At 33.1% G+C, this 22263-nt stretch carries 23 protein-coding genes and 1 tRNA gene; all 24 read right to left on the bottom strand.

Features of this window, described 5'->3' with window-relative positions; all coding sequences use genetic code 11:
* Positions 1-153: 153 nt before the first annotated feature.
* Positions 154-351: a cold-shock protein gene (locus tag IGK21_RS02205; RefSeq protein WP_010718754.1), complete on the bottom strand. Its 198-nt coding sequence runs from the start codon at positions 349-351 to the stop codon at positions 154-156.
* A gap of 344 nt (positions 352-695) precedes the next feature.
* Positions 696-845: a hypothetical protein gene (locus IGK21_RS02200; protein ID WP_205222260.1), complete on the bottom strand. Its 150-nt coding sequence runs from the start codon at positions 843-845 to the stop codon at positions 696-698.
* A 575-nt stretch (positions 846-1420) separates the two neighbouring features.
* Positions 1421-1684 (bottom strand): hypothetical protein, encoded by a 264-nt coding sequence (locus IGK21_RS02195; RefSeq protein WP_010737825.1) that lies wholly within the window; start codon positions 1682-1684, stop codon positions 1421-1423.
* A gap of 33 nt (positions 1685-1717) precedes the next feature.
* Positions 1718-1791, bottom strand: a tRNA-Ile gene (locus IGK21_RS02190).
* A 214-nt stretch (positions 1792-2005) separates the two neighbouring features.
* Complete coding sequence (locus IGK21_RS02185; protein WP_438718852.1) at positions 2006-2986, bottom strand: N-acetylmuramoyl-L-alanine amidase; 981 nt, start codon at positions 2984-2986, stop codon at positions 2006-2008.
* Positions 2970-3257: a phage holin family protein gene (locus tag IGK21_RS02180; RefSeq protein ID WP_010720097.1), complete on the bottom strand. Its 288-nt coding sequence runs from the start codon at positions 3255-3257 to the stop codon at positions 2970-2972. Before IGK21_RS02180 ends, IGK21_RS02185 begins: the two co-directional genes overlap by 17 nt.
* Before the next feature lie 41 nt (positions 3258-3298).
* Positions 3299-3580, bottom strand: a complete 282-nt coding sequence (locus tag IGK21_RS02175) for a hypothetical protein (protein ID WP_438718850.1) — start codon at positions 3578-3580, stop codon at positions 3299-3301.
* Positions 3581-3597: 17 nt separating this feature from the next.
* Positions 3598-3735, bottom strand: coding sequence for a CD1375 family protein (locus IGK21_RS02170; RefSeq protein WP_010720098.1), 138 nt, complete (start codon positions 3733-3735; stop codon positions 3598-3600).
* Positions 3736-3766: 31 nt separating this feature from the next.
* Complete coding sequence (locus tag IGK21_RS02165; RefSeq protein ID WP_088764506.1) at positions 3767-4090, bottom strand: hypothetical protein; 324 nt, start codon at positions 4088-4090, stop codon at positions 3767-3769.
* 15 nt (positions 4091-4105) lie between these two features.
* Positions 4106-6214: a BppU family phage baseplate upper protein gene (locus tag IGK21_RS02160; protein WP_080292491.1), complete on the bottom strand. Its 2109-nt coding sequence runs from the start codon at positions 6212-6214 to the stop codon at positions 4106-4108.
* Positions 6214-7263 (bottom strand): hypothetical protein, encoded by a 1050-nt coding sequence (locus IGK21_RS02155; protein ID WP_010718748.1) that lies wholly within the window; start codon positions 7261-7263, stop codon positions 6214-6216. Before IGK21_RS02155 ends, IGK21_RS02160 begins: the two co-directional genes overlap by 1 nt.
* Positions 7263-8303 (bottom strand): phage tail protein, encoded by a 1041-nt coding sequence (locus IGK21_RS02150; RefSeq protein ID WP_010718747.1) that lies wholly within the window; start codon positions 8301-8303, stop codon positions 7263-7265. Before IGK21_RS02150 ends, IGK21_RS02155 begins: the two co-directional genes overlap by 1 nt.
* A gap of 8 nt (positions 8304-8311) precedes the next feature.
* Entirely contained in the window at positions 8312-9133 is an 822-nt protein-coding gene (locus IGK21_RS02145) for a phage tail domain-containing protein (protein ID WP_034867907.1), read from the bottom strand.
* A 3-nt stretch (positions 9134-9136) separates the two neighbouring features.
* Positions 9137-15970, bottom strand: a complete 6834-nt coding sequence (locus tag IGK21_RS02140) for a phage tail tape measure protein (protein WP_438718847.1) — start codon at positions 15968-15970, stop codon at positions 9137-9139.
* Positions 15971-16163: 193 nt separating this feature from the next.
* Positions 16164-16484 (bottom strand): phage tail assembly chaperone G, encoded by a 321-nt coding sequence (gene gpG / locus IGK21_RS02135; protein ID WP_010718743.1) that lies wholly within the window; start codon positions 16482-16484, stop codon positions 16164-16166.
* A gap of 247 nt (positions 16485-16731) precedes the next feature.
* A complete protein-coding gene (locus tag IGK21_RS02130; RefSeq protein ID WP_034867903.1) occupies positions 16732-17316 on the bottom strand; it encodes a major tail protein in 585 nt (194 codons plus the stop codon).
* 59 nt (positions 17317-17375) lie between these two features.
* Entirely contained in the window at positions 17376-17786 is a 411-nt protein-coding gene (locus tag IGK21_RS02125) for a hypothetical protein (protein ID WP_034867901.1), read from the bottom strand.
* On the bottom strand, positions 17783-18187 hold the full coding sequence (locus tag IGK21_RS02120; RefSeq protein WP_034867899.1) for a hypothetical protein: 405 nt from the start codon (positions 18185-18187) through the stop codon (positions 17783-17785). Before IGK21_RS02120 ends, IGK21_RS02125 begins: the two co-directional genes overlap by 4 nt.
* Positions 18180-18506, bottom strand: coding sequence for a phage head-tail adapter protein (locus IGK21_RS02115; protein ID WP_371126304.1), 327 nt, complete (start codon positions 18504-18506; stop codon positions 18180-18182). The genes IGK21_RS02120 and IGK21_RS02115 overlap by 8 nt, the downstream gene beginning before the upstream one ends.
* A gap of 10 nt (positions 18507-18516) precedes the next feature.
* A complete protein-coding gene (locus tag IGK21_RS02110) occupies positions 18517-18879 on the bottom strand; it encodes a head-tail connector protein (RefSeq protein WP_010738226.1) in 363 nt (120 codons plus the stop codon).
* A gap of 46 nt (positions 18880-18925) precedes the next feature.
* Positions 18926-19063 carry a HeH/LEM domain-containing protein gene (locus tag IGK21_RS02105; protein ID WP_080292490.1) on the bottom strand — a complete coding sequence of 46 codons (138 nt, stop codon included), beginning with the start codon at positions 19061-19063 and terminating at the stop codon, positions 18926-18928.
* Positions 19064-19122: 59 nt separating this feature from the next.
* Positions 19123-20262 carry a phage major capsid protein gene (locus IGK21_RS02100; RefSeq protein ID WP_034867897.1) on the bottom strand — a complete coding sequence of 380 codons (1140 nt, stop codon included), beginning with the start codon at positions 20260-20262 and terminating at the stop codon, positions 19123-19125.
* Positions 20263-20264: 2 nt separating this feature from the next.
* Positions 20265-20990 carry a head maturation protease, ClpP-related gene (locus tag IGK21_RS02095; RefSeq protein ID WP_034867895.1) on the bottom strand — a complete coding sequence of 242 codons (726 nt, stop codon included), beginning with the start codon at positions 20988-20990 and terminating at the stop codon, positions 20265-20267.
* Between the two features lie 34 nt (positions 20991-21024).
* Positions 21025-22260, bottom strand: a complete 1236-nt coding sequence (locus tag IGK21_RS02090) for a phage portal protein (RefSeq protein ID WP_088762923.1) — start codon at positions 22258-22260, stop codon at positions 21025-21027.
* Between the last annotated feature and the right edge of the window lie 3 nt (positions 22261-22263).

Below are 22263 nucleotides of genomic sequence, written 5' to 3'. Positions count from 1 at the left end.
TAAATAAGCTCAAAGCTCCCATAAATAAACTCCGGTGAGCTTTGAGCTATAAATATTATTATCTTATGTACCCTGTAGGACTCGAACCTACGACCGGACGGTTATGAGCCATTATATAAAAACCACCTCGATTGAGGTGGTTAAAGTTCAACATTATTTTACAATATTTACTGCTTGAGGGCCACGTTGTCCTTCTTCAATATCATAAGAAACAGCTTGACCTTCATCTAATGTTTTGAATCCATCGCCTTGGATAGCTGAGAAGTGTGCAAATACGTCATTTCCATCTTCACCAGTGATAAATCCAAAACCTTTATCTGAGTTAAACCATTTTACTGTACCGTTATTCATATATATTTCCTCCTAATACGTATATAATACGTGTTTTGTTGCAATTAATATTAATTAGTAAAAGGAGTTTTTATAGTGTGAATATATCGCTCAGATTACGTTTCAAATTAGATTACTTATTTACTATAACACGGAAGTAATGGTAACACAAAGATAATTGTTTGATACGTTTTTTATTACAAAAATTTAGACTAAGCATTTAAAATGATTAATTAAAGGACGAAAAAATTGAAATTGAAAATAAATGACTAACGCTACTAATATAATATTACATCGTTTACTTAAAACTTTAATAAATTTTACTTTTCTAAAATATTGTCAATTGCTTTTCCACAAATTAGTTCTTATTCTAAAACTGATTTTATTTGCAATGCACATTCTTTTGAAAATGGTTCAGCCTCTTTCCATGATCCTAATAGTGGATAATTATTGATTACACTTTTGACATATTGTTTGTTTTTTACTCCTCGTGTTTGTACTTCTACATAATACATAGTGATACCTTCTTTATTAGTTTTTTATGTAAAGACTACTCTTATGAGTAGTCTTATAGATAATAAATCGCAGTAAAACACAGGAGATCTTTGTGAAGTTGATCGTAGTTTACTACGAATTTTATTTTGTGCTACGTAGTTTAAACTGAATAATGCGAATACAACATGGAATATCTTGTAGCACATTATAATTATAATATATGAAATCAAGTTTTTTTATTTGTTTTTGTTATATCTAATATAAAAAATACCGCCTAATAAGAAAAACATTATATTTAATCAAAAACGTCAGAATAGAAATACAATCTATTTTTTATAAAATATATTAATCTAAAGAAACTAGAAAGAGCTACTCTTTCAAGTAGCTCTGAATAGATGTCACCATAAATGGAAACGGGGTTAAGATTGTGTAATATGATGACATTATCATTTTAACATAATTAAATTTATTGTTTTTTATTTTTTTATACTTATAAATTAAAATAAAGAAATAAAGTGCATATCAAATATGTTTGAAAAATAATTTAAATTATAGATTAACTTCCCTATATAACATGTCAAAAAAACATAAGATATTAACCTATTGCAAAAAATAATAATATAAAATATCCTACAGGGATAATATTTAACAACAATCCACATACTGAGATAACTTTTTCAATAAGACTACTATTTTTACTTAATGACCAAATAGAAAGTATAAATCCTATTACTCCCATTAATAAAACAGGAATGAGACTAGAAAATAGCATACCAAACCAGTTTGTAAAAATTTCTATACTTACTAATATTCCTATTAATAAACTGAGAATATTGATAAATTTAAGTCTTTTATCCATATAAGTTCCTCCTTAATGGTAACTAAATTTTTATGTACCCTGTAGAATTAAAACCTACAATCAGATAGTTATAAGCCATCTGATCTGACCAGTTAAGCTAAAAGTACAAGGTGTCATGCAAATCTGATAGGGGACATGAAAGAGATACAAAAGAACATTCTACCAGATTTACATAATCAGATGTCAAAAAAAGAGGGAGTTGTTATAGAGACTCATTAGCTTGTATATGAGAGATAATTTAATAGCCAAAATCTCTATAACAATAATATATTACTTCAAACTTACCTTCAATAATTTTTTTTTAAAATTAATACCACATTTTTATAATGTTAAATAAATATCCCTGATACGCACATCATTCACTGCACCTTCACCATTTGCTTGATTACAACGACGGAAAATGATATCGATTTTCGTTCCTTTTTTCACCCAACTTAGATCCACAGTAACGTCCATTCCTAAAGCATCGCCACCTTTGTATCCATAGGTTTTCTTCACATCAGGGCGTTTGATCCCTTGGGAAGCCACACGAGTGATTTCTTTATTTGTGCCATGCTTCATAATAAGAATATAAGCACATTTTCCAATTGGACCATCTGGTTTATCTGGCACTAGCCAACCAGCAATTCGAACTTTTCCTTTACTTACTTCATTGAATTTGTCTAGTTTCGCCCATGCGTTACCTTGATGAACAGCTTTACTTGCTGCTACTGCTTTGTCATGGTCGGATGGTGTTTGTGGTTTTGCAACTGGTTTAGATTGTGCAGTTACTGTCTTACAACTAGAACCAAAACCATTCGCTATATCTCGTGCAAACTGTTCTTTGCTGATTCCCATACTTGCTAAATAGCCGTATGGATCCGTGTGGTCACCACCATAATTTTGTGTTACCCATTGATGGCTTTTCACTCCTTTTATGCCTTTTCCACCTGCATCAAGTGTTTTAGGAATACCGAATTGATTACATAAGTCGCGAATCAATTCCACATACACACGGTAATTTTTTTCAAATAAAGCTTTATCTGTCGTATGTTGTAATTCGATTTGCGCTGGTGCATAACAATTGGCATCTAATGCGCCCCAAGAAACATAGCCTGGTTCTCCAATCAAATAAACGATACCATCGCCTACAACATGAGTCGTATAAGCATTACGCCAATTATTTTTCATATAACTTGCTTCATTCCGCCCAGTTGCACGAGGATTGGCTGTTTCATGAGCGATAATGTACCAATTTTGAGTTTTTCTTGAATCGCCTTCGTTTGCTGCTAACATAAATTCTTTGTTAATTGTGTAACTCATTTTCATCGTCTCCTTTATCTAATTCTTTGATTCCATAAGTCGTTTGTTTCCATAATTGATCGCCATACACTGTAATTCCTACAGCCACAATAGCTACAAAAAAGTGAAATACGTTATACCCACCAAATAATAGTGGTGTACAAATACAACTAATTATCGTAAGTGCTAAAGGAATTCCCCAGTCGGGAAACTTAGGAATTTCCTTTAACACTTTTCCTGCCACATATAACCCACACATAGCGAGTATCATTTCAGTTGAGAATGATTCCACGATACCTCACCACCTTTCAAACATAAAAAAGAAGCACAGAATTATTTCCGTACTTCCTTCTCGATTTCAGTAACTTTGTCATCGATTCGCTTCACATCTGAACGTATAAATTCAAATCCTTTATTCAACTCATTCAACGTAGCCAAAAAGTCTCGTCGGTCCTGTTTTGAGCTTTCTCTTTCATCATGTAGTTCATTTCGATAGTAAATATTGATTCGCCAAGAAGCGAAAATAATAAACCCGATCAATATAACTGTTAATGGTAAAAAAATAAGCCCGTCGATTGCGACTAGCTTGTTAAAAATCTGATCGATACCTTTCATTTTTTCTCACCCTCTTCCTATTCAGTGAGAATTTCTTTCACTTTTTCATCTTCTTTTTTATCCAAAATTGCTTGAACTTTCTTTTTTAATGTTTTAGGTACGTCATCAATCGTTTTCTTTCCTTTTTTGATTCGGTCTGCATAGATGTTTTCCATGTTACTCACTCCCTAATGAATATTCATAAATTTAGGTCATTGCCACTTGTAAATTCGTAACTTGTTCATTTAATGATTGATTATTTTCTTTAAACGCTTGATTTTCCTCTTGAACTTGTTCAAGCTGTTGTTCGGTCTTACGATGGATTTCTTCCAACAACTCTAGTTTTTTAGAGAAATCTTGTGTGACAACTTCTTCCCATTTCCGTTCACTCGGATTCCAAAACTGACGATCTAACGGAATATCTGGTAATGGTGGTACCAAGGTATACGGCACTCCTTCTGGGAAATCATCTGGCATATTTTCCCATACCTTGCAACCTACTGGATACATATATTCATACATTGTTTTCATTAGTTATTCCCCCTATTAATTTGGCCACGCATCATTTGTAAAATAGCTGATGGTTCCAGAACACTCTTGATTTTCTGGTAAATTTGTAGTAGAAACCATCACAACAATTCCCGAAGCATTTGCGTAAACAGATAATGCAGGATTTCGATTGGTTTTATTTGCCAAAGTTCCACCCCAATCCTTTAGCGAAATCGGATTATATCCTCTTGGAAAAGGCATTAAAACTTTCCATCCAGCAAAATTTGCTGATTTATTTGTAATCGCAAAATTAGCCACTACACTTCGTCCACATCGTTCAAATCTGACTGAACTTTCATTGGTAAAATCTGTTGTATTCGTTGTTTTTACTGTTTTTGAAACAAAACGATCTAAAGCTACTGGTGTATCATTCACTGTTGGTGTTTGTCGAAAGTCTTTAAAACCATCAATAGATTCATTTCCTGAATTATGAACCACACAGTCTTCTCTCGCAAAACTCTTTTCTGTATACTCAGGTGTGATGTCCCAGCTGTAATCATTTGGATTAACACTATCTTTCAAGCCTTCACCGAAATATTTATAATCTATGATATTCGGAGTAGCTACATCTCCTTCTTCTATTTTTAACCACTCAATTGTGCAATTTCCAAGTGTATTTTTTGGTACTTGGTAAAGTTCGATATTGCTAGGATTAGCAGTAGCTACCTCATTAGGTGTAAAAGTTAAACGCCATGTATCAACTAAACCATTCACAGGGGTTAATGTGCCGTAATCAATCGAACCATTTCCAAATAGTTTAAAAGACTGATTGACTGGCTTCGTTCCTTTTAGTGTAATTGTCATGGTTTTCCCTATTTCCAACTTCTTTTTCATCTTTGCGGCATACAAATTATAAGTTGATGTATTTATTGGAAATACAACCGACTGATTTGCCAGATTTTCATTCAAAGGAATTTTGGATATCTGCCATGGTTTTTCAAATAAGTTGGGGTGATATGGCGTAGGTATTGCTCCTTCTTCTAACTTGATATATTCTATACTGATTGATCCATCCACTATTTGGGAATTACTATCTAAACGTAGATAAGTACGCTCTACTTGTTTCATCTCTGATACACTACCAGTCACAGAAATCATTTTTGTTTCTCCAACTAACGTATCAGCTAAGTTTGTTCCCAGCAGAATGTTACCTCCAGGAAATTTTCTATAAGTTAGTCGAACTTTTGACAAGTCTCCTACAAAATCCTCATTCACTGTTACCTTAGCAGAAAGCGTATAGGTTGTTTGGGGCTTGATTTGCATGACATTTCCTGTTTCAGCACCAAATCCAGAATTTCTAAAAGTTAATTTTACACCCCTATTTTCGTTGGTGATTGTTACATTATCTTTTGTTGTAAAATAATCACTAGTTATAGTGCTTAATAGATTTGGATTTCCACTATAATCATAGTCCCAGAAGTCGATGCTGTTACTGTACATCTTTTTCAGCTTTCCAAGGTTGCCTATTTGCTGATTAGTTTGATCAATACAGTCATTCGCCTTATCAATATTGGTATTGAGAGCTGCGATATCTTGATTAGCTTTCGTGATTTTGTCGTTTGTGTCTTTTAGTTTTCCATCAATCTGAGTTTCGGATTCCGCAATTTTTTGATCAATCTCTAACTTTCTATCAGCTAGAATTTTTTCAATTTTATCAATGTTTTGACTAAAACCATTGAAATAATAATCTTCTAGTTCTGGCATACTGTCATCAATTGGACTGCGTTTGATGTAAAAAGTAAAACGACCAGCTGTATCTAACGAGAGGTCGTTTGGAAAATCAATATATACGCTACCTTCTACTTTTCCGACATATCCTAAAATATTATCTTCTAATACAATAGATACAATACCATTCACACGATCTTCAATAGTGGCAAGATAGTCATGTTTTCCATATCCGCCTTCTGCTGTTTCAGATTTGAACCTCAATCGAATTGGAACGGTCGTCCCTTCCGCTAAACTAAGCGGAGTATTCTCTTTCATCAGTTTGAATCTTAGTTTGGCTGTTCCTCTGTCATGCGACCAAAAAACAATGTTTGTATAAATTGGTTTCGTAGCTTCCGCTTGAATACAAATGATTGAATCGTTAGTTTTATACATCATTAACCCAACACTAGTCCTTTCTTAATGTATAGACCACAACCAGTAACTTTCGTTTGCGTATCAGCAAAGCTAGTGGGCGGCTCGCGGCGTATCAAGCCATCGTCAGATTGCGCACCAACTACATTCTGTGAGCCGACAATATCACTGATAAGAATCGTTCCCATGAATTTCGCTCTGATAGCAATGTTTTGTTTATAAAAATACGTTCCGTTGTAAACATGACACTGTGAAGTACCATTTATACATATTCCCATGGACGCAGTATTTCGATTATCATTTGCAAATTTACATTTTACAACCGACATATAACCACTTTGATCAGCTAACAACTGATAGATACTACCTCCGTATGTAGGACCATTGGCAGTATCAACAAATTGTAATCCACTGACCTGAATGTAGCCGCGGACATAATAAAATGCGATACTTCTAACTTTAACTGGCAAATCCGAGGTTGAAACATCAATGTTATCTATATTGTCTCTGCATCGTACATATACTGATGTCACGTTAACGTTTCTAAGAACAGCATCTTCCAAATATACACCGGAATCAATCCATATTGTAACTGATGGGATAGTAATCAAAGGTACTTGGTTGAAAGCCATTTGAATAGTCGCAAACGGATTCTCTTCCGAACCGTCTCCAGTTTGATCACTTCCATTGCTTGCTGAAACGTAAATGTTAATTTGTGCAGCGGAACCACCTATGATTTGTTCAATACTCCCATTTAATTGTCCCACTTGTTTTTGCATATTTAGTTGTTTGTTCTGCAATTCGTCTATTTCTCCTCTAAATAGTCGTTCAGATGCAATCAAACGTTCTTGAAGAACGCTATACGTTTCTCCTTTATAATCGACTCTCCCATCTACTACTTCATTTGGCGAATCTCCACCAGAAGATAGTACAAGATTATCAATTCGATTGTTTAAATAATCGTCATTTTCTTTTAAGGAGGTTTCTAAGTCATTTAAACAATCAACATTATGATTAAATATTTCTTTCCATTTTCCTGTAATAAGATTAGTGGTTAATTTCTTTAATAACATCAAACTACTCCTTTCTTTACCATATTCGCTAAAATAGCCGTCATTGTCTTCTTTGTATTACTTAATGTAATTTCTGGTGGTTTGTTAGGAATTGCTGGATAAGTTTTTATTCCCACTACTTGTATATAAGTATTAATATTTAGTGGTTCATAAATAAATGGTACGTAATCTCCTTTTTGAGGATTGATTTTCCATTTTAAAGTAACTGATCCAGAAATACTTGGATAATCTTGTAAATCGTTTTTTAAACGTTCAAGCATATTTCCCGATATCGTATAGCGTTCATCAGTAACCGGATCTTGAATCCTAATTCCCCATGTTTCTGATTCCGGACTGGTATACGTGATTGGTGTAAACACATAATCACTATCTTTTGGATTTTCTGTGTTAATACCTTCTTTCAATTTTCCATAGCCTTTAATCTGAGTTTTCAATGAGTAAGTATCAATATCAAACGTAACATCATCAGTATTATATTTATAGCGAATTTGTTCTTCTACTTTCTGACCATACTCACTAATCGGATAAAACATAAGATGCTTATTATTAGGAATAACCACTGCATTATAATCTGAAAGAAGCTCATTAATTAGCTTCAAATAATTTCCATCACCAAAATTCTCTTGTTGAACAGTTAAAAACTTTTTATTTGGATCAATAACTTCCCATGTAAATCCTCGATTACCAGCTTTAAAAATATGTGTCAACAATTGATTAATCGATTTTGTACCTGTTACTTTTTCATATTGATAACCATCTTGAATTGTATAATAAATATGTGTTGCAACTATCTGTTTGGTTACTAATCCACCTACTACATTTTTAGTCATTTTTTTTATAATAAATTCTTGACCATTAAAAGTAATCGAGGATTCATACTCAATCAAATCAAACACTTCTTGATTGATCAAATTTGTTACTGATAGCCCAATTTCCCAAGTTTCATTTTGTTGCCAGTCCTCATAAAAAGAATCCTTGTCATACCTGACAAGGATTTCTTCTTTGGTTTGTTCATAATTTCGAACAATTATATCATCCATTTAATCACCTACTTATACAAAAAACGAAAATCCCACGAAGAATTTACTCGAGTAATATTTTGGATTTCGATTTCGTTTATCCCCTCTACTAAATTGATCAAACCGTGATTTGTATTAATACCACAACTTACACCATTTAATTTGGGAATCACTCCGTCCAAAATTAGCATCTGACCAAGATTCGTCGAAAGTGATGGATAGTAAATAAATCGATCACCAGTTGTTTTATTAAAGATTGTCACATTTCCTTCTGATTCTCCTTCTAATGTAATTCTTAAATAATGTTCTCGTGGATCAATTTCAAAGCTACCAGCATTATAAATAATAAAATTACTTGTTTTATGTTTATATTTATAGTCCTCAGAAATTAACCCCTGAGAAAACTGCCAATCATTTTCTAACGTAAAACCATTTAAAGTCGTTGATAAAGATTCAGAACAGCCAGATGGAACATCAAATGTAATCTCAATTGTAGAATAATCATTTGCTTCTTCAGTTAATTCAAAATTTTTAGGATTGACTTTAAACCTTTTACCAGGACTCAAATCATAACCAATATAATATTGATATCCTATAAAAATCATTTCATAAAGTTCAGTAAGGAGTAATTCCTTATCATATTTATTCTTATAAAAGATGTCTAAAGTCAAGACTAATTCAAAAGGACGAAAACTAGCATTTATTTCTCTGCTACCGTTCGTCCCTTGAAATTCTTCATAACTTGCCTCATATACTGGCGCCTGACGTTTGATTTCTTTACAAATAATCCTGTTTTTCTCTTGTGGATCAAATATATGACCATTTTGATTAAACATCAATTTATAAAACATTCATCATATACCTCCATTTATATATCGGAGTTTCGCTAAATCTGCCCCCATGTAACTATTTGCAGATTTACCAATATCAGAAGATTTAATAATAAAGTCTTTTCCTAAGATTGCTTTTAAAATGGCCATCATTTCGTTATGTTGTTGTTGCTGTTGTTTAATTAAAGCAAGTAATTCTTCAGAATGATTATCATTTTGTCCAATACGCATTATTTGTTTTGATTTGCCTGATAGGAAAGCGAGTACTTCCCCTACCAATTCAATAGCTCTCGTTTTTTTAGTTAACGGAACAACTACTTCAGGTTTATTTCCTTCCCCACCACGGAAAAGACCATCCTTCATAATCCAACCACCATTTTCATAACCAACTCCACGCCAACCATTTAATAAACTCCCATATCTACTCAAAGTATATCGAATCGAAGCAAGAATATTTGAAAGTGGATCATAAATATCTTTATTGTAGGGAGGAAGTGCGTAAGAACGGAATGTTGTATCAATTACTTGCATTAAACCTTTAGAAGGTATCCCAGCTGCTGCATTGCTATCCCAATTATTAATTGCTTTAGGATTTCCATTAGATTCAGTTTGCATTTGATGCAATAGAGCGTTTAAATTTGCTGAATTGTATTGACCAGTCATTTTTAGTGCTTTTATTGCTACAGAACGCCAACGCTCAACCCCCGTTGAACTTCCTACTTTAAAGATATTACCCACTCCCAAAAGTCCATTTAAATGAATATGATCAAAGTGATCACCATCTGGCCAAGCAGTCCATTGTCCACTTGCTCCTGTTCCAGACATACCGGATCTATCTCTTACTCGACCATTCGTAATAACATAAGCAATTTTCGATGGAAACTTCTCAAATGCATAATTAGCTGCAGCTGTATATCGACTATCACCAGAAACACCAGGATATGCTAAATCAATTGCTTGTCTTTTTCCATGATAGTATCTATCTCCAGGACGATATCCCGATGTAACAGTTAAACCTGGGAATTTGGCCATCACTCTTTGGGCAATATTAACTAAATACTGATAAACACCATTTGCATTTACTGCACCATCAAAATTTCCATGTGTAAAGAATTCACTCAATTTTGTTTGAAGAAATTTATTCGATGCTTTTGCCATTACTTTTACGCCAGATTTGGTCATATCTAGCCATAAATTAGTAAGATTACTATAATCAACTTTTCCATCTAAAAATTTAAGAACAGCATTTTCATTATCCAACAAATCAGCTAAATCGAAATTATTAGTACCATTAGCATATCTAGGAATATTTATATATTTTTTCAATTTTTTAGTAAGTGTTGCATTTAAAACTTGTGTTCCTTTTGGTAAATTAACCAATAAGTCTCGCCCTTTAGCAATGAAGCCTTTTCCGTTTGGCATTTGTACATATTCTTCATGAACTGGACCTTTTTGATCATTAATCATTGCTAAACCACCAGGATGTCCTACTGTTCCTTTTGCATACTGTGGTATTGCCCAATTACCAATCGTCTTACTTGATTCAACTTCTTTTAATACATAGTTAACGCCAGAAATAACCCCATTAACACCTTTTCCAATTCCTCCTACCATTCTATTAGCTACGCTATTCATAGTTGAGGATAGAGGGCTTCCCATTGAATTGATTCCATTAATCAAAGATTGCATTAAAAATAAACCTGCAGCATTAAATCCGCCATTTTTTGAACGAAGATTATTAATCGAATCGTTACCAAGCTGATTTACACGGGCTATGAATGATCCATATAATGAATTCCAACCATTAAGATTATTTTGTTGCCATGATCGACCGTTGTTGTATATAGGAGTATTGTAGTTTCTGAGCGTAACCATCACTTGATTACAAAACGAATTGATTGTAGCAATAAATGTCCCAGTTAAACTATTCCAACCTGTCATTAGATTTCGATTCCACGAAATACCTAAATTATAATTAGGTATATTTTGTGCTTTTAACTGGTTCATGTAATTTGAAACAAATATATTTTCATTACTTGTAAACTGTGGAACCATTTCATTCCAACCAATAATCATGTTAGATATCCATTCAGTTCCAATCAATTTATATTGATCATTTTGGCTTACAAGATTGTCTAGTGAAACTTGTTGTAATGATTCAGAAGATTGAGTGTTACTACCTAATGTTGATCCTGTATTATTTTTTAAGGTATTAATCAATTCTTCAATTGCTTGAATTAGCGAATTAAAACTAGTCACTGTAGTAATTTCACCAATTCCATTTGCATATTTAGGAATAAATTGCCTTGTTTCTTTAGCATTTAATACCTTGGATCCTTTAGGCAAATTAGGTAAGAAAACATTTCTCCCCTCTGGGATAAATGGTACGCCACCTTTTGGTAAAACTAACTCTTTATAAAGTGGTCCCCTTTGATCATTAACAATTGCTGGACCACCTAAATGATAATTCGTTCCTTTTTCAAATCCTAAAATTTTAGCAAAGTGCAGACCATTAATAACCTTACCACCAATATCTGCTACTACTTTTAATGTTTTAGTAATTACTGAGTCACCTTTTGAAAACTTTTCAACAGCTTCTTTAGCTGCATCAGCTGGACCACTAGCATCATCCTTAGCCTGCAAGGTTTTAGGTATAGGATTGTTCTTTTGAAAATTATTTAATGCATTTTCTCCAATCAAAGCTTCTCTTTGAATATTAGATGAATCACCTTTTAATTCTTTTTTGTCAGTTTTTTTCTCGTTAAAGTATTTTATTGCAGAATTAGCATACATAGTAGCATTAAATAAATTTGATGAATCACCAAGTAGTCGTTTCAAGTCCGGTAATACTTTATTAAAATCATCAATTTTTATTGATCCATCAATTAATTTCGTTTTTAAATCTTCATTATTACCTAAAATTCCTTTTATCGGATCTGGCAATCTCTTCCATGCTTCTAGACTTTCTTGTGATTCCATGACTTTATTCATCAAATCAGTATTATCTGCTAACATTTCTTTTTGAAAATTTGGTAATTCCATCCATCTTCGATATGTTTCTTCAGAAGATAAAACAGTAGCAGTTAACTCTTTATTGTCTGCAAGTAATCTTTTCTCATTATCAGGAAGTTTTGACCATTCACTCCACATCCGATCAGATGATAAAATGGTTTCAGCGAACTCTGAATCATCTGCTAATAAATATTTTATCTCAGGTGATAACTGATCGAAACGCTCAAGTAGTTTTTCAGAATTGAAGATTTTAGTTGCAAATTCCGCATCGTCTAGCAGTAGTTCTTTAGTAGGATCATCTAAACTAGCCCAAGCATTCAACTTTTCTTCCGATCCATTGATGGCATCATAAAATTTGTAAGTGTTCAAATCTAAATCTTTTACTTGAAGCTTATAAGTATCCCAAAGTCCCAAATTCACGAGAGTTTCACCCATAACTTCAGGAGTATTGGAAGTTAAAATTGCTCTTTTTGAAGGAATATCTAATTCTTTCCACTTTCCAGCGTTTTCTAAGGCTTGAACTACATTTTTAGAACACTCATCTTCAAGTAATAGTTCCTTTTCATCCCACTTCATCGAATCCCAATAGCCATTTTCAACAGCTGCAATAGAAATTACATCTTTTGCATTAGTTTTTAAATTAGCATCATGAATAACAGGTTTTAATTCGTTCCATTTTGTAAAGTCTTTTGTTGCTTCAATTATTACTTCCTGAACATTTGATTTAACTTTTCCTGTTTTTGGATCTAAAGTTAGAGAATTCCAAACTTTTCCAGCATGAGTGCTTTGATCAGCAAACATTCCTAATTCTTCTGCAGTCTTTTTTGCATTTTCTGCAATTTTATTAGAAGTTTTCTCAGCTTGTTCTAGAATCTTTTCATTATTAGCAATAAAGGTTTTAGTATATTGCCCTGTTTCATCTATGGCTGCAGCTGTTGCACTAAATAATTGTCCATTTGAAAAATTTACTTGACTAATCAAATTAGGATATTTCTCAGCAATTACTGAAATTTGTCGATCAAATCCATCATTAGTTGTTTTGATATAATCGTCCATTTCATCTTCTAATGCATCAATGAGTTCTTTGCTTGCTCCTGCATCTTTCAATGCTTTTTTCTTTTCTTCAAGCATTTCTTTATACTTTTCAGTTGTCTCAGCTTTTTGTTTTGCCAATGATTGAATCCATGTTTTGGCTTCTTCTTCTGTTGCTTGTTCTACATCTCCGTTCATTGCAGCTAAAATACTTTTACGTTCTTTAGCAGTGACATCTAAAGTTTCAATATAAGATTTTGAAGTTTCTGTACTCAAATCTTGAATAATTTTTAATTCATTTGCAGTAAGTTCTCTTCCTTCATTTGCTGCATTTTGACGAATTTGTTTAATTTTTTCGTTGTTTTCCTGAATAGTAGATAATGATTTACACATTGTTTCTTTTTCAGAATCAGCAAATTCTTTCATCGCTTGCTGAACAGTTTCAGGAAGTCCTTTTAATGATTTATCAATAGCAGAAATTCTATTTGTTAATGATGTTTCTAATGACTTACCCGCTTTTTCAAAGTTATCAGCCATTGAAGTAGCATCAGCTTCAGTAAATCCTTGTTTCAATAATTCGAACTTACCATTAGCTCCGGTCAATTTATCTTGAACACCATCTAACGTACCATCAACTTCTCTTCCTACATCAACGCCCCATTGTTTTACACGTTGAGAAGAGTTCCATGCTTCTTCTCCAAAAGTTTTCCAAGCTGCGTACCCTAGAGCTAGAGTTCCTCCAACACCAACAATTCCAAGAAGAATTGGATTCAATCCTCCAAGTGCTGCTGTCATTGCTCCAATACCACTAGAACCTGCCGCTGAACTAGTAGCACTACCAAGAACAGTTGCTTTACCTGCAGTTTCTCCTAAGTTTTTAGCTAAATTGCCCAAACTAGCACTTCCATTAATAGAAACAGTGCTAAGAAAATTTAAACCTTTTTCAGCTGCTTTCATTGCTGAGCGTTTATTTAATTTTGCGTTTAAATCAACGAATGCTTGCCCAAAAGTTGAAATTTTAGAAGCTCCTGATCCAGCAATTTTTAGAACTGGTCCTGCGGCTGTAGTCCACGCGATGAGTTTTACAATAGATTTTTGAACTTCTGGGCTAGTATTTGAGAATGCTTTTGCAGCTTTACTTAATGTTTCAAGTAATGGTTTTGAAGCTTTTAGAGCATCTCTTAAAGCATCTACGAATGGTCCACCCATATCGATAGCTATATCAACAACTTCATTTTTCAGCGCCTTCACTTTTGATTCAGTGGTCTCATAACGTTTGTTGGCTTCATCTGTTAAAGCAGTATTTTCTTCCCAAGCTTGAGTTCCTCGTTTTATTGCACCTTCAAAAACACCACTAGCATTAGCTGCACGTAATAAACTATCCCGTAAGCGAACTTCTTTTATATCCATATCACTCAGAATAGAAATTGCAGAAGTTCCATGTTTTTCTGCTTCGCCAAGCCCTTTTACGAATTCAATAATCGCTTGAGAAGGATTGCTCTTAAATAATTTGGCAAATTCATCTGATGTTCTTCCGGTTACATCCGCAAAAGATGATAAGCTCCCTGCTGATTCACTAGCATTTTTGTACATTTCTTTTAGATCTTTAGACGAAATACCTATTTTTTTAGAAAGATCTGTTAGTTCTTTTCCTCCCCAAGTAATAGCATGAACAAATTGTTCCCAAGAATAACCATATCTGCTTACCGTTTGTTTTAGCGGTTCTAAAGCTCCAACACCTTTTTCAACTGCTAACTGCATTTGTACCATTACTTTAGAAAAAGCAGTTCCTCCAGCTTCAGCTTCAATACCTACAGAAGACAATGCCGCTGCAAAACTCATGATTTCAGCTTGACTCATTCCAACCTGTTTCCCTGCACCAGCCAAACGGAGTCCCATTTCTGTGATTTCTGACTCAGTAGTTGCTAGATTATTCCCAAGATCAACAACCACAGCACCTAGTCGCTCAAAATCTTTTTGAGACATTTGTGTGATATTTGCAAATCTAGCAAAAGACGTCGCTGCAGTTTCTGCAGACATATTGGTAGATTCTCCTAAATCAATCATTGTTTTTGTAAAACTTACAACGTTGTCAGTTTGAATCCCTAATTGACCAGCTGCTTCTGCAACTCCTGCAATTTCCTCATGACTTGCTGGTAATTCTTTCGCCAAATCTCTAAGCCCTTTTTCCAAATCACTATAGGAGTAAACTATATTACCATTGGAATCTACAATTTCGTCATTTGTTTTCTTTACCCCGGCAAATGCACTTTCCCATTTGACTGCCGCAGTTGTAACTGCAGTAACGGCTCCGGCAATCGGAATAGTCACGCCATGTGTTAAGGAAGTGCCGATATTCTGTGCTGAATTTCCAGCTTTTTGCAGAACATCAGATGTCTTATTAATTACTCCAGTTATTCCTGTTATTTTTGTTTGTAATTCTGCATATGCACCAATTGTTTGTTTAATCTGTGCTTCATAACTCGCTTGTCTAGCTGTTGCTTGATTTAATTGATTCGCATATTTGATAGTAGCTGATGTTGCTTTTCCATTTTCATCATAACTTTTTTTATATCTATCAGTTAATATTTCTATTTGTTTTTGATTAGCTTGTAGTACATTACCTAACCCAGTATATTTTGCTTGTAGTACACCTAATTTATTTCCAGAAGCATCCATAACTTGCATTTGCGCCTTCATTGCTTTCATCTGGTAATTAACAGCATTTCTAGCACCAGTTAGTCCCCTAGTTAATTTAGAACTATTCAAGTCAAGATTGATAATCATATTACCGATTGGTTTTCCAGTAGTCATAGTTATCCTCCTTCCTATAATGATTTCAAGAAATCTTTCAAGTCCATTTCTTTTGGTTTTTCTTTGGCTTTTTCAGAACATACAATTTGAATCAAACGATTGAAATTAGTATTTTCAATATCATTTACAGACCAACCAGCCTGAACTAATTGTCTAAATAAATTCAATAAATCATTCTTTGCTTCTGTAGGACTTACTTTTTTTCATTCTCTTCTGATGAAGGATCGATTCCTAAAATATCTAAAATAGGTTGGTTCAAAGCACTAAAAGCTTCATCATTTGTCAAACCTTGTAAAATAGACTCACGAGTAACTTCGTCACTGTTAAATAAAGAAATGTTAAATTCAACAAGTTCGTTAAATTGTTTAACTGCCGTAGTATTTTCTGCATACATACGTTCCTGACATTCTAAAGCATCTAACACATCTCCAGCAGTTAAATTATTTTTTTCATGAACAACTTTTTTTCCATCTTTATCTTTTAAAACTAATTGAGTCTTATTTTTGATTGCCATTTTTTTCTCTCCTTCATTAATTCAATCTAAAAAACAAAAAGAGAACTAAAAAACTAGTCCTCTTTTTGCACATTATTCACTAAATTTAATAGATCACTTTTTAATGTAATGTCATTAAAATTAATATTATTTTCCGTTAGCCATGACTTAATTTCAGCAACCGTATTTTTTTCATTTGGTTTATCTTCTTTTTCAGCCCTGTCTATCTCCCTACTTTTCAAACTTTTCAAAGAAACATCAGGGCTTACTACTCCCCCGCTGGAAATGTTAATGCCTTAAGAGCTTTAATTGATTCTTGGTCAGATCCAATGTACTTACCTACCGTTTGACCTTTAGCATCCCCTTCTGCATAGTTTGCAATTGCAGAAAACACATACTCTTCCGCTTCTGGTTCAAAAGCTTCATTTGTTAATGTATTTAATTTCATAGATTCACGGCTAAATTTACCTTTAAATGCTGCCAACAAAGCAGTTTCTCCACTTAGGTCAGAAGATTCTAATAGCACCGCACAATATGGAGGTTCAGTATTTTCTCCCATAAAACTAATTTTTTGATCATTAACCTTGTAACCTAATATTTTATCATTGACATCCTCTGGTAGATCTAATAATCCAAAATTAATACTGACATCCCCAGTACCTTTTTGAGAAACATAATAAGCAATATCAGAACCATGTACTTTAGTTGATTCTTTTGCTAATCCTGTAATTTCAGCCGAAACCGTAGCACCTTTATCTTGTTTCCCTTCAATTACAAACTGATTTTTTTCTGGAACTTTTCCGGTTTCATCAAATACTCCAATAGTTAATTTTTTAAATCCTACAAATGACATGATTTTTCCTCCTAAAAATTTAATAAAAAAAAAGACACAAAAATTTGCATCTTAATTCTTTAATATTTCGTATCATAAATTTTTGTATTTCCACGATATCTTCTTGCATCTACAAACCTATTTGTTTCTGCAAAATATTCATCAAGTCCTTGGCCACTTATTTGGCCAAATCCTATTTTTTTTAATTCATTTTTTATTTCATATTGAATTTGTTTACATGTGATTCGATATGCAGACTCTACATCTATTTGAATTAAATGTTCAACAGATAATTCTTTGTCGCTTCCATGATAAGCCTCATTTGGAACATCAACAGGTCTTATTGTGATAAATGGACCTGTTTTATCAGCTGTTTCTGGTTGTTGGTAAAATTTAATTCTTAGACTTTTCATTTTCTCATTATAGGTCATAGAATAAATATACTCATTTGAAACCAATGCATCATATATAATATTCAACATATCATTCATAAATTCTTTTTGACCTCCTCTGCAACTGTATTGAAATAAAGAGGTTCAGAATCTTTCAATGATTTAGTAATTACACCAAATCCTCTTGGTCTAATTTGTTTTCCATTTCTAGTATATCCCCATTCGTTCAAATGGATAATCCTATATCTTTCATGTGGACCATTCCAACCTATTTTTGCATTGGCCTGATTATTTCTAAAAATAGCTTCTGTTTTAACCACTTCATCAATGGTATAACCTTTATCTTTAAAAACAAGCATATCTTTTTGTAGTCTTTTCTCTACTTGTTTTGCACCTGCATCTACCGCTTCTTTAGTAATAGCTCTTATTTTTCGACTACCTAGTTTTTTTTCTAAATTTTTTAAAGTTTCTTGAACACCTTTAATTTCAACATCAGACATCATCAATCATTCCTAAAATAATAGTTATAAATCGATTTTCAGAAATATCGTTTCTGACATCTATAATGTTCCATTTCCCTTGAAGTCTATAATCCTCAATCTCAACATAATGTTTATTTGACGGAATATAAGAGCCACGAGTATCACGAATTACAACTGTTACAGCTTTTTTAGTTTCCTTACCATTCAGAATTTCCAAATCCTTTTTTGATGGATCATAAACTTCGGCACGAGCTTTATAAAGGATTACTTTTTCTTCATCTCCTGGTTCTGGACCTTTATGAGGTTGATATTCCCAAAAGCAAATAATCGTATTCATTTTTCCAGTCCTACTTTTCCTCATTTGTTTCTTCCTCCTTAAAAACCTTATATTCCGCTTTTAATTGAAGAAGAAGAGAATTGAAACCCAAGTCATATTCTCTAAGTACACCATTTTGACTACTGGATTCAATAGTTGCCGAACCTGCATGATAATAATGGTCTGTTAATAGCAAAATACCTAAATTTAATAAATCTATGGTTTCATTATCTTGCAAATAAAAAGAAGGCTTATCTTTTCCGATAGCCCCCTTTATATATGCAATTGCTGATCTAGCAGCTCGTATTATACCTATATCATCATTTGAATAGTCTTCTCGGATAGCTTCTTTTATCTCTTGTAAATCTAATTCATCCCTTGGATTTAAAATCATTTACATTCACCTAACTTAAATTAACGGAATTTTATTGATAATACGATTATTCTTCTTTAGATTCTTCTAATAAAGCAATTAAATCTTCTCTTTTATCAGAAGATTTATAAGAAATATTTTTCTCGTCTAAAAGATGTTTTAATTCCGAAACTCTCAAAGAAGTAAAATCATTTTTATCTGTCAAATTCGATTTATCCCGCGAATTATGAGATATTTGTTCAGAATCCCCATCTGTTGATGGGGTTACGCTTTTTTTATCGTAGCTAGACGGAACGCTGAAGCTAATTTAATTTGGTGATCAAACCACGCTGTTACCATGAAATAATTAATACCTTTATCATAGTCTTTGTATTGTTCATATAATACATCTGCAATATCGTAGTTCAAATGTGCATATGAGAAATCACCAACAACAGGTGTTGTAGCCGCATCAGTAAAGATTACTGGTTTACCTAAGACTTGCTCTGGTTGCGCATTGTATAATGTAGCACTTCCATTAGCTAAAGTTCGAATAATCGTTACATAATCAGAAAAACGCATATAAATTGTTGCATTTTCTCGAAAATCTTCGTGCAAGTCTGCTAAAGCATTAGTGATTGCTTCATATAAATCATTTCCTTCCACCTCCTTGATATTCACTTCGGTTTTATCATAGAAACTCATATGTTCTTCGCCACTTTTAGGTGAAGTAGCAAATGAAACTTTGCGTTCCTTTGCAGCAAGCCCTGCACGTAAATTATTTTCTACTGTTTGAACCAGGTTCGTATTCGTTCCCATCAATACTGTATCAGTAATTCCAGCTTTTACTTTTGTTTGAAATCGTCCAAAATTAACTGAATCTCCTTTTAGTTCTATTTCTTTAGCAGCTTCTCCATCTTGAATAAAATCATCGTCATCAATTGTGAATGAAATACGAGGAATTACAAGATTCGTAATTTGGGTTACTATTTCTTTTTCTCTCAACTGATTTTTTACTAGCGGTTCCGCAATAATATCATTTGTTAATGTAGAAGGCAGGAATTTATTTCCTTTTGTAGTTGAGTTATCTCCTAATACTTGCAGAACATCTGAATTCACAGGACGATTAGCCATCGTTGCTCGAATTAATTCTGCTTTTGCATCAATAATTTTTTGCTTAGGATCTGTGGCTTCTGTAAAGTTACCTTTCGAAAGGCTTGCTTTTTGTTCTACTTCCATTTGATCATGTTGATTCTTGATAATATCAAATCTTTGTTGTAACTCTGCTGCAGTTTTATTTAATTGATTTAATTCTTCAACAGTTACTGAAGTATCAGCTGCTTTTTGAGAAATTTCATCTTTAGTTTTTTGTATTTGTTTTCCTACCGTTGTCATATCTTGTTTTAATTCAAAAAGTGTCTTCATTTTTAAAGTCCTCCTAATACGTTAGTTATATATTCTTTATCTTTTTTTGCCTGTTCGATTATTTTTTTTCTTTCATGATCATCTATTTGATTTTCTTGTTTAGTCATTAAGAATTTCTCAGGAACTCTTTGATAATTACTAAAGAGTTTTTCGCTAATAGATGCTGCTATTTGATTCGAAGATTCAACAATGTCACATAAACCATAGTCAAATGCTTCTTTTGCTGATAACCAAGTTTCTTCAGCCATTATTTGTTTGATTTTTTCTTCTGTTAATTTCTCACCAGCTTTAGCAAGATAAGTTACAACTGATGATTCCGCAATTCTGTCAAGATCGTCAGCTTGTTTTCTTAATTCATTGGCATTACCTATAGCAAAAGACCACGGATTATGAATCATCATCATGCTATTTTCTGGCATAATAACCTTATCGCAACTAACTACGATTACACTGGCAATAGAAGCTGCTAGAGCGTCCACATAAGCTGTTACATATGCTTTATGTTGCTTTAACATATTTCCTATAGCAATTCCTTCAAAAACAGAACCACCAGGAGAATTCACATGTAAATTAATTTTTTTGACATCTCCAAGCTCTTTTAAATCTTTTTGAAAACTCGAAGCTGTTGTACCTGATTCATCCCATTTGAATGATGTAATTTCTCCAAAAATATAGATGTCAGCTTCATCTTGATCAACAGATTGTTTACATTCCCAAAACTTTTTCATAACTACCCTCCTTTCAAGGAAAAATAAAACAGACCTAACTATTTTTAGTTACGTCTGTTTCACTAGATTTATGCGATTTCCTTAATGTTGGATCCATTTCTTGCGGGTACATATCGCCTGAAATCCATAAATCAGCAGCTTTACCTCCACGTGGTGGCATTTCTTCAAGCATCCTTGCTTCATCTGGCGCCATCCATCCATCACGAATACCACCATGATAAAATTTCTGCCTAGCATCACTGTCCCCACGCAAGAGTCCCATCATATTGAACTTAAAGTAATAGCCTTTTATTCTTTCATTTTTTTGAAGTATCTTCTTGTTAAATTCTCTTTCATATTGCTTCACAATAGGAGTGAGAGTCATATTAACGAATAGTTGCATCAACTGTTCATTTGATGAGAAACTACTACTGTCGGAGTTCAAAAAAACACTAGGAACGTTAAAAACATTAGCAATACGATCTCGAGTAATTTCCTCAGTGATCTTCATGTCTGTTGCTACAAAGTTACGGTTCATTTCTTCAATAGTTATACCAGGCTCTTGAAAAAGTACACCGCCATTTTCTTCATAAAACCGTCGGAAATCTTCCACTACAGCTTTTTTCTTTTCTTCATCAACGCTAGTGTCATAAGTTAAAATGAATGAATCTCGTAATGATTGCATCTCTTTTAAAGAGAACTCACGAACAGCTTTATCAAAATCATTCGAATTTTTTAATACTTGTATTGGGCTAATTCCCTTCCAATTTCCATTTCCTGCAATGTGTCGCACATGAATAACATCAGAATTATGAAAGTAGAATGTTTTACCATCGTTATTCACTTGATACCATAATTCTTTACTACTCCTTTCAACAATAGGATTAACATAATTTGGATTGAACGGGATCAGTGATTCTAATTGCCCCCGAATATCTCGAACAATCAAAGCATAACCATTTCCGTTTGTATTTCTACTAACTTCCAATACATTAATTATTTGGTCTAAAGTTTGATTTTTATTAGGAAAATACATCAACCGATCCATCGATTCATCGAATTGCTGTTCACAATTCAAATATTTTTTAAATGGTAGACTGGATAATGTATTACTTAAACGAGAAATGATTGAAAATATATTTTCGTTAGTTTCAAGAGTTGAGTTTTCTAATCCAAAAAAAGTCTTTCCAATCCATGATTTAAAATTTTGATTTTCATAGGATCCTTTAATAATTGATTGTTTGATAAATTTAGGAGTTATTTTGTTAATAGTCCTTTGGAATTTATTCATTTA

Origin of the sequence: Enterococcus sp. DIV1421a (genome assembly GCF_051711025.1) — a bacterium.
Classification (GTDB): Bacteria; Bacillota; Bacilli; order Lactobacillales; family Enterococcaceae; genus Enterococcus_B; species Enterococcus_B hirae.
Note: the sequence above shows the minus strand (reverse complement) of the source record. Positions and strands in the feature narration are given on the sequence as shown.